An 8,637-nucleotide genomic window follows, 5' to 3' on the forward strand; every position below is an offset into this window, starting at 1 on the left:
CCGACGACTCGCCCCGCGGCACGACGCGGCGCGCCGCTCCCGTGGTCAGGTACGGAGCGACGTGGTACGGGGCCCTGCCTTGATCGCTTCGACGACGTCTCCCCGCCCCGTCATCGGTCTCACGCTCGGCGTGCTGATGGCCGCGGCCATCATCGCGGCGCCGCTTCCGGGGGGGATGTCCGAGGCGGGCCGCCGCACGGCCGCGGTCAGCACGCTCATGGCGACCTGGTGGATCAGCGAGGCCCTGCCGATCGCCGCGACCGCCCTAGTGCCGATCTTCGCCTTTCCGCTCCTCGGCGTCACCTCGACGCGCGACGCCTGCGCCCCCTACGCCGACCCGGTGAACCTCTTCTTCCTCGGCGGCCTCATGATCGCGGCCGCCGTCGAGCGCTGGGGCCTGCACCGCCGGCTCGCGCTCCACGTCATGCGCCGGCTCGGCGGCTCGCCCCGTCGGCTCGTGCTCGGCTTCATGACGGCGACCGGGCTCATCTCCATGTGGACGTCGAACGCGGCGACCACGATGATGATGATGCCGATCGCGCTCGCCGTGATCGACCACTTCGAGCAGGCCCGCGTCGACACCCGCGCCGGCTTCGCCCCGGCCCTCATGATCTCGGTCGCCTACGCGGCGTCGATCGGCGGGGTCGGGACCCTCGTCGGTACCCCGCCGAACGTCATCTTCGCCGGATCGTTCGCGCGCCTCTTCCCGGACGCGCCCCCCGTCGGCTTCGCCGCTTGGATGATGATCGGCGCGCCGATCGCCGTCGTCATGACGCCGCTCGCGTGGCTCTTCCTCACGCGCATCGCGTTTCGCGTTCCGGCGACGGCGCCCGGCAGCGATGGTCGCGTCGTACACCGGACGCTCGCCGACCTCGGCCCCATGTCGATCCCGGAGCGGCGCGTGATGCTGGTCTTCGCGGCGACCGCGTTCCTGTGGGTCTTTCGCGCCGATCTCGACGTGGGCTTCGCCATCCTCCCGGGATGGACGCGCATCCTGCCGAACCCGAAGGCGGTCGATGACACGGTGATCGCCGTCGCGATGGCGACGGTGCTCTTCGTTCTGCCGTCGGGAGAGCCGGGCACGCGCCTCCTCGGCGACGACTGGCCGAAGCGCGTGCCGTGGGGCGTGCTCGTGCTGCTCGGAAGCGGCTTCGCGCTCGCGGCGGCGGTCGAGTCTTCGGGGCTCGCGGCGTGGCTCGCGGAGCGGCTCGGGCGGCTCGGCACGATGCCGCCCTTCGTGCTCGTCCTCACGATCACGGCGCTGCTCGTGCTGCTCACCGAGTTCACCGTGAACTCCGCGATCACCGCGCTCATGATGCCGGTCCTCGCCGCGACCGCCGTCGGGCTGCAGGTCGATCCCCGGCTCCTGATGATCCCGGCGACGCTCGGCGCCTCGTTCGGGTTCATGATGCCGGGCGGCACGGCGCCGAACGCGATGGTGTTCGCGAGCGGCAACATCACGGTGGCGCAGATGGTGCGCGCCGGAATCGGCATCGACCTGATCGGCATCCTCGTGATCGCGGTCGTCTTCTACGCGATCGGCCTTCCCGTCTTCGGGATCGCGCCGAGCGGAGCTCCGGCATGGGCGCACTGAGCCGCGTGCCGCGCGGACACGTCCGCGCGCTCGCGCTCGCCTTGCTCGCGGCGGCGGCGACCGCGTGCGCGCGCGGGACGCCGACGTCCGTCGAGGCGGTGCGCCTGATCGCGTCGGCGCCGGGCACGCTCCCGCCCACCTACACGCTCGCCGACGAGACGCGTCCCGTGCTCGCCGCCCCCGGCGAGCGCCGTCTCGACCTTCCCGTCCCCGCCGGGGCCACGGCCGCCTACACCTTCACGCTCCCGGAGGACGTGGCCGGCGACGTCGTCGCGACCGGCACCCTGCAGCGCGCGAAGCACACCCATCCCCTGCCCGCGCAGCTCCTCGCGCGCAGCCGCGATCCCGACGGATCGCCGCGCGCGACGCTCACGCTCCCGGCCGTCGCCCTCGGCGACGGACCCGCGGCGACCTTGACGCTGATGCTGACGACGCCCCCCGCGGCCACGGAGGTCGAAACGGTGAGCGGTCCGGTCGCGATCCCCGACGGCGCGCGACTCGAGCTCGCCTACGGGCTCAGCCCCGCGGCGGGGATCGCCGGCGCGGCGCCGGTCGCGCTCGAGATCGCGGCCGAGCCGGACGGCGGCGGCACGACGCCGCTCTGGAACGCGACGGTCGGAGCGGAGCACGCCGACGCCCCGCGCTGGATCGAGGTCGCGATCCCGCTCGCGTCGGTCGCGGGCACGCGCGTCCGCTTCCACTTCCGCGCGCGCCCCGCCGGCGGCGGCACGGCGGTGTTGCTGCCGCTCTGGGCCGACCCGACCGTCGTCGCGCCCGCGCCGGCCGACGCGCCCCGGCGCCGGAACGTGATCCTGGTCTCGATCGACACGCTGCGCGCCGATCGCCTCGCCGCGGGCGGCGCCTACCGGCGTCCGATGCCGCGGATCGACGCCTTCGCGCGCGGCGCCGTCACCTTCACGAACGCGTGGGCCGTCTGGCCCGAGACGAGCGGCTCCCACATGTCGCTCTTCACCTCGCGCTATCCGAGCGAGCACGGCGTCACGACCTTCATCGCCGCGCCGCCGCCGTCGCTCGAGCTGCTCGCGGAGCGCTTGCGGCGCGAGGGCTACCTCACCCGCGCCTTCACCGAGGACGGCGGGGTGTGGGCGCACGCCGGGTTCGCACGCGGCTTCTCGGCCTACGCCGAGCGTCGGAGCGCGGACTTCGTCTATCGCGGCGAGGTCGACGAGGTCTTCGCCGATGCCACGCGCTGGGTCGACGCGCACCGTGACCGCGCCTTCTTCCTCTTCCTCCATACGTACCAGGTGCACAGTCCGTTTTCGCCGCCCGAGAGCTACCGCGGGCTCTTCAAGGACATCCCGCCGCGCGAGCCGGCGGGGCTGCAGGAGTTCGCGCTCCAGTACGACCAGGAGGCGCGCTACGCCGACGACGTCATCGGCTCCTTCCTCGCCCACCTCGCCCGCATCGGCCTCGCCGAGCACAGCATCGTCGTCGTCACCTCCGACCACGGCGAGGAGTTCGGCGAGCACGGCGGCTTCGGCCACGGGCGCACGCTGTACCACGAGGTCCTGCGCGTCCCGCTCGTGATCGCCGCACCCGGGCTCCTGGCGCCGGTCGAGGTCGCGGCCCCCGCGAGCCTGCTCGACGTCGCGCCGACGATCCTCGACCTCCTCGGGCTCGCGCCGATACCGGGGCAGCGCGGCACGAGCCTCGCGGCGCGCGCCCGCGGCGCCGCGGCCGGCGCCTCCGACGCCGACGATCTGCAGCGGCCGATCTTCGGCGAGGTCGACCGCACCGAGCGTGTGCACTTCCATCAGGTATCGGTCCGCCGCGGTGGCCGTACCGCTATCGTCGACCTCGCGAACGGCATCACGCGCTGCTACGGGTCCGGCGACGGCAATGAGCTGAAACCGGAGAGCGCGTGTCCGGAGCTGACGGAGCTCGTCGAGCTGCACCGGAAGGCCTCGGTGCCGGTCGGGAGCGCGGCGGCGGAGCGCCCGGTCGATCCGAGCCTCATCGAAAAAATGCGCGCCCTCGGCTACCTCGAGTAACGGAGCGACGAAACGCGGGCATCTGCGTCGTTGCTCCCTCCTTCGCTTGTGCGGCGTAGCCCGCTACGCCTCCGCGCTCAGTCGCTCGCGCCTAGCAGCTGCCCGCGTTTGAGCGCTCCGTGACCGGTGCGTGGCAAAGATGGACGCGCTTGCTTCGCTCGCGCTTCCTATTCAACGACGCTTCGTGAGGACGCGGCGGGTGAGGCTCTTGCGTGTCGAGGTCGTTGGGGTGGCTTTACCCAGCGGGCGGACGACGCGCGGGGTCGATGTGCGGGTGGCGGCTTCGGGCGCCGGGGGGTTGAGGATCGTCTGGCAGACCTTGGCGAGCTGCGTCGCATCGAGCGGCGTCGGACGGAGAAGTGGCTCGATGACGCGGCGGAGCGTGACCGCCGGGTCGTCGCCGCAGACGACGAAGGTCGGGGTGCGGCCGTTCTCGAGCGCGAGGGCGTCGAGAAAAGCGGCGGCCGAGTCGGACGCGCGGCGGACGTCGACGAGCACCGCATCCGGCGTGAGCATGCCGAGGAGATCGATCGCCTGCTTCGGATCGCACGCCATCGAGATCGAGTGCCCGCCCTTGCTGAACGCGACCTTGAGCGGGATGAGGCCGTCGACGTCCTCCCAGAGCGAGATGAGCCGTCGCTGGCTCCCGAGCTTCGCGATCGCGGCGGCCATGACCTCGGGGTCCGGCGGCGCGGCGAAGCAGCGCATGGCGCCGAGGATGCGGCTCCGGCCGGCATCGGCGGCATAGGCGACCAACATGGCGCCTTCGTCGACGGCCGCTTGCAGCTCGGGGAGACGATCGGGAAGCGCGCTCAAGAGGTTCGCGACGAAGACGGGCGGCGTGGCGTCGGCGGGACGCTCCGTCGCGAGCGCCGCGGCGACGCGCTCGCGCACGAGCGGATCGGCTTCGAGCACGCGGTATCCACCCGACTCGACGATCGGCGCCGGCGGAGGCGCCAGGATCTCCACTCGCGGCAGCATCGGCGCGGCGGCGGGCGGCGCCGGCGCCGCCGTCTCCCCGCGCGGAGCGGCGGAGGCCGCCACCGGCGGCTCGGCAACCGGCGTCGGCGCCGCGGACGGCGGCGGGTCGCTCACGGTCTGCCGACGCGCCCGCTCCACCGCGGCGTCGAGCTGACGCCGAGCCGAGGCCAGCATCTCCTCGCTGCGAACGAGATCGCGCTCGAGTGCGGCGACTCGCGACGCCTGCTGCGCGCGCTGCGCCTCCGCGTCGGCGCGCTCGCTCTCCAGCGCCGCGAGCTTCGCCTCGAGCGCGGCCCGCTCCGCGCTCGCGCGGTCGGCGGCGTACGTCCGCTCGTCGCTCAGCCTCCGCACCTGTCCCTCGAGCGCCGCCGCCTGCGCGCGGAGCGCCCGGATCACGGCGACCGGCTCCGTGCCGTCCTCGTCGACGGCGGCGAGCACCCGGGCACGCTCGTCGTGAAGCCGCGCCAGCTCGCCGCGTGCCGTCGCCAGCTCACGCTCGAGCTCGTGCAGCCGGTCCACGTCCGCCGCCGATTGCGCGCGCGCCTCGCGGACGGACTCCTCGTGGTTCACGACGTCCACCCGCAACCGGTCGGCCTCGGCCTGGATCCGACGGAGCGCGTCGCTCGCCTCGACCGCCGCGCGCCGCGCGTGGTCGCGCTCCTCCCCGATCTCGCGCAGCGACCGCTCGTGGGCCGCCAGCGTCGCGTCGCGCTCGGCAACCGCCGCGCGCAGCTCCGCGAGCGTCGTCTCGGCGTTGCGCCGCGTGTCGTCCAGGCTCGTCTGCGCCGCCGCGCGCAGCTCCGCGATGCGCTCGTCCGCGCTCACCGCGAGATCGGCGAGCCGCGCCTCCGCGGCTTGCGCGGCGGCCGCGCTCTGCCGTTCGAGCGCGGTCCGCTCGGCCGTCACGATCCCGAGCTGCCCCTCGAGCGCCGCGGCCTGGTCGCGGAGCGCGCGGATCACCGTCGCGGGCTCGGCGCCCGGGTCGTCGACCGCCGCCAGCACGTGCGCGCGCTCCTCCGCCAGCCGCGCCGCCTCGGCCCGCACCTCCGCGAGCTCGGCGACGAGGACCTCGGCGCGGCTCTCCGCCGCCCCCGCCCGCGCCTGCAGGTCGGCGTAGGCTTCGCGGGCCGCGTCGAGATGCTCGCGCGACTCCATGCGGAGCGCGTCGAGCCGCTGCTGGGCGTCGAAGCGCTCGAGCTCGACCTTGCGCTGGGTCTCGACCTGGATCTCCGTGATCTGGGCGCGCTGCGCCGCGTCGAGCGCCTCGATTTCGCGTCGCGCGGATGCCCGCGCCTCGTCGAGCGCATTCCGATGGCTCGCCGTGAGGTCGTCGACCTCACGTTCGTGCTCGGCGCGCACCTCGTGGAGCTGCCGCCGCTGCGCGCTGAGCCGGGCTTCGACTGCCTCCGCCTCACTCACGAGCCGGCGCTCGAGCTCGTCCTGGACGGCACGAGTCGCCGCGAGCCCGCTGTCGAGCGCCGCCACGCGCTCGTGCAACGCGCGGATCGCGGTCGCCGGCTCGACGCCGGGCGCATCGAGCGCCGTCAGCACCTGCGTACGCTCGGCGCGGAGGCTCGCCGCCTCCTCGCCGAGCGCCGCGAGCTCGGACGCGAGATCCTGCGCCCGACGCTCGGCCGCCCGCATCTCCCCCGCCGCGGCGCCGTACGCCGTCTCCGCCCGCTCGAGCGCGCGCCGGTGCTCGACCGTGACCTCGCGCAGTTGACGCTCGAAAGCCGCCTGCGTGTCGGCGAATGCGCGCTCGTGCTCCGCCGCGGCGTCCGCGTGGCCCTGCTCGAGCCGCTCGATCTCGGCGTGCAGGCGCCGCACCACCTCGCCGGCCTCGGTCGCCGCCTGCCGGACGCGGTCGCGCTCGCCCCCGAGGCTCGCGAGCTGGCCATCGCGCTCCGCCAGCGCCAGCTCGCGCTCCTGGAGGGCGGCCTGCAGCTTCTGGAGCGCGGCTCCGAACGCCGCTTCGCGATCGGCGAGCGTCGACTCCAGCTCGCGGATCGTGGTCGCCGCGGCGTTGCGCTCGACGGCGAGCTGCTGGTCGATGCTCGCGCGCTCGTTCGCGCGCGCCTGCTCGGCGATCTGCCGCGCCCGCGCGATCTCGTCCGCCATCGACTGCTCGAGCTCCGCGACGCGCCGCGCCGCCTCGGCGCGCTCCGATTCGAGGAGCTCGCGGTGCAGCGTCTTCTGCGCCGCGAGGAGGCCGCGCGCCTCGGCGTGCGCCGTCTCCACCGCCGCGATCCGTTCCGCGAGCTCGCCGCGCTCGCTGGTGACGAGCGCGAGCTCGCGTTCGAGCGAGCGCGCCGCGTCCTGCGGATCCGTCCACTCGTCGCAGGTGAGCGAGGCGGCGAAACCCTCGGGCAGCGGAGCCGGCGTCTCGCCGCGCGCGCGAACACCGGCATCGAGCGCCAGCGCCAGCACGTCGTAGACGAGGACGTGCGTCATGATCTCGGTGTTCGTCACCGGCCGCCGATCGGCAATCACCAACAGGGAGCCGACCGGCAGCTGGCCGCGATAGAGCGGCACGCAGGCGAGGTTCAGCGGCGAGCGCGCCTCGTCGCGGTCGACGAGCTCGGGAACGAACGGATGCTCGTGCGGCCGCTCGATGATGTAGGCCTTGCGGTTGAGGAGGCCGTGCAACGGGATCTCCCAGCCGCCCGCGGCGCCGCCGCGCAGCGCCGCGAGATGCTCGCGACCGTGCGCCGAGAGGCCGCGCGAGGCGACGAGTCGGAGCGAGCCGTCCTCACCATGATAGAGGAGGAGGCCGCCGGCCGGCGCCGCGAACGCGTCGAGCAACGCCGGCACCACCTCTTCGGCGAGCCGCTCGAGCGGCGTCATCTTCAACTGCAGGCTCGTGATGCGCTCGATGAGCTCGTAGGTGACGGGCCGCGGACCGGTGCCCGCGCGGGAGACGTCGGGCGGGGCGCTCACGGCAGGCGCGCCTCGCGTCGATCGAATGCTCTGACGTTTGTTCGGAATCATCGCTCGCTCCCCACGCGAATCAGCAACCTGCATGCCAGGAGCCATCGGACGATGAGCGCGAATCGGCATCGCCGCCGCAAGGGTGACGTTTTGCGCCCACCCGGATGCCCAAGCACGTGAATGTCACGAACGCAGCGAGCGCCACGCGTGCGGCGGATCACGCACGTGCGCGCTCAGTTGCAAACGCGGGTACCATCCGGCATGACATCCGCGAGGAGGAGTTCCCGCGTGGCGTGTCGCAAACTCGCTGGTTTGCTCGCCGCGCTGCTCGTCGTCGCGGGCGTCGGATCTGCCGCCGCGCAGGTCAACCCGTTTCGCGTACAGCAGCGCTACAAGGAAGCCAGCCAAGGCAAGAGCATCGACGATTACACCAAGCGTCTGAACGATCCCGATCCGGCGACCCGGCTCGAGGCCGTGAAGAACCTCGGGGAGTCGGGCTCGAACGACGCCATCGAATACCTCATCCAGGCGACCGGCGACCCCGATGAGGGGGTCATGATCAAGGCCATCGACTACCTCGGGAAGCTCCGCGCCACCGCCGCCACGCAGATCCTGGTGCAGAAGCTCTTCATGAAGGACGTCCCCGTTCCCGTGCAGCAACGCATCCTCGTCTCGCTCGGCCGCATGGGCGACGTCCGCGCCGCGGCGCCGATCGGGGAATACCTCGATCGCGACATCAACCCCGAGACGAAGGGCACCGCGGTCTTCGCCCTCGGCGAGATCGGCGACCACGCGTCGATCCCGAAGCTCCAGAGCATCCAGACCGGCGCCGCGAACGACGCCCACATGCAGCGCCTCGCCGGTGAAGCCGTCGCCAAGATCAACCGCCGCATGTCGCCGTCGACGGTCGCGGTGCAGGTGCCCGCGCTCGAGGACCCCGACAAGCCGGCGCGGCGGTAGGCTCCGCGCAGCCCTGCCGGCGGCCACGACCTTGTGTACGCGGCATCCCCACGCTAACTAGGCGCCCCACCGCTCGCGAGCCGGAGTGGCGAAATGGCAGACGCGCGGGACTCAAAATCCCGTGGGGGCAACCTCGTGTCGGTTCAAGTCCGACCTCCGGCA

4 protein-coding genes and 1 tRNA gene are annotated in these 8,637 nt (G+C 73.4%); 4 read left to right on the forward strand and 1 reads right to left on the reverse strand.

What is annotated here, in order from left to right; translation table 11 throughout:
- Positions 1 to 79: 79 nt before the first annotated feature.
- Positions 80 to 1,594, forward strand: coding sequence for an SLC13/DASS family transporter (locus tag IT293_10505; protein ID MCC6765083.1), 1,515 nt, complete (start codon positions 80 to 82; stop codon positions 1,592 to 1,594).
- On the forward strand, positions 1,582 to 3,606 hold the full coding sequence (locus tag IT293_10510; protein MCC6765084.1) for a sulfatase: 2,025 nt from the start codon (positions 1,582 to 1,584) through the stop codon (positions 3,604 to 3,606). The genes IT293_10505 and IT293_10510 overlap by 13 nt, the downstream gene beginning before the upstream one ends.
- Before the next feature lie 171 nt (positions 3,607 to 3,777).
- Here IT293_10510 and IT293_10515 read toward each other — a convergent pair whose 3' ends face one another.
- Entirely contained in the window at positions 3,778 to 7,524 is a 3,747-nt protein-coding gene (locus IT293_10515) for a hypothetical protein (GenBank protein ID MCC6765085.1), read from the reverse strand.
- Between the two features lie 279 nt (positions 7,525 to 7,803).
- Between IT293_10515 and IT293_10520 the strand changes: the two genes are divergently transcribed.
- Both IT293_10520 and IT293_10525 read left to right on the forward strand, forming a co-directional pair.
- Entirely contained in the window at positions 7,804 to 8,475 is a 672-nt protein-coding gene (locus IT293_10520; protein ID MCC6765086.1) for a HEAT repeat domain-containing protein, read from the forward strand.
- Between the two features lie 79 nt (positions 8,476 to 8,554).
- Positions 8,555 to 8,637, forward strand: a tRNA-Leu gene (locus IT293_10525).

It is taken from the genome of Deltaproteobacteria bacterium, from assembly GCA_020848745.1.
GTDB lineage: Bacteria > Desulfobacterota > Binatia > UTPRO1 > UTPRO1 > UTPRO1.

Coding starts and splice junctions, on each gene's coding strand:
- IT293_10510 (MCC6765084.1), top strand. CDS start 1,582: ATGGGCGCACTGAGCCGCGTGCCGCGCGGACACGTCCGCGCGCTCGCG.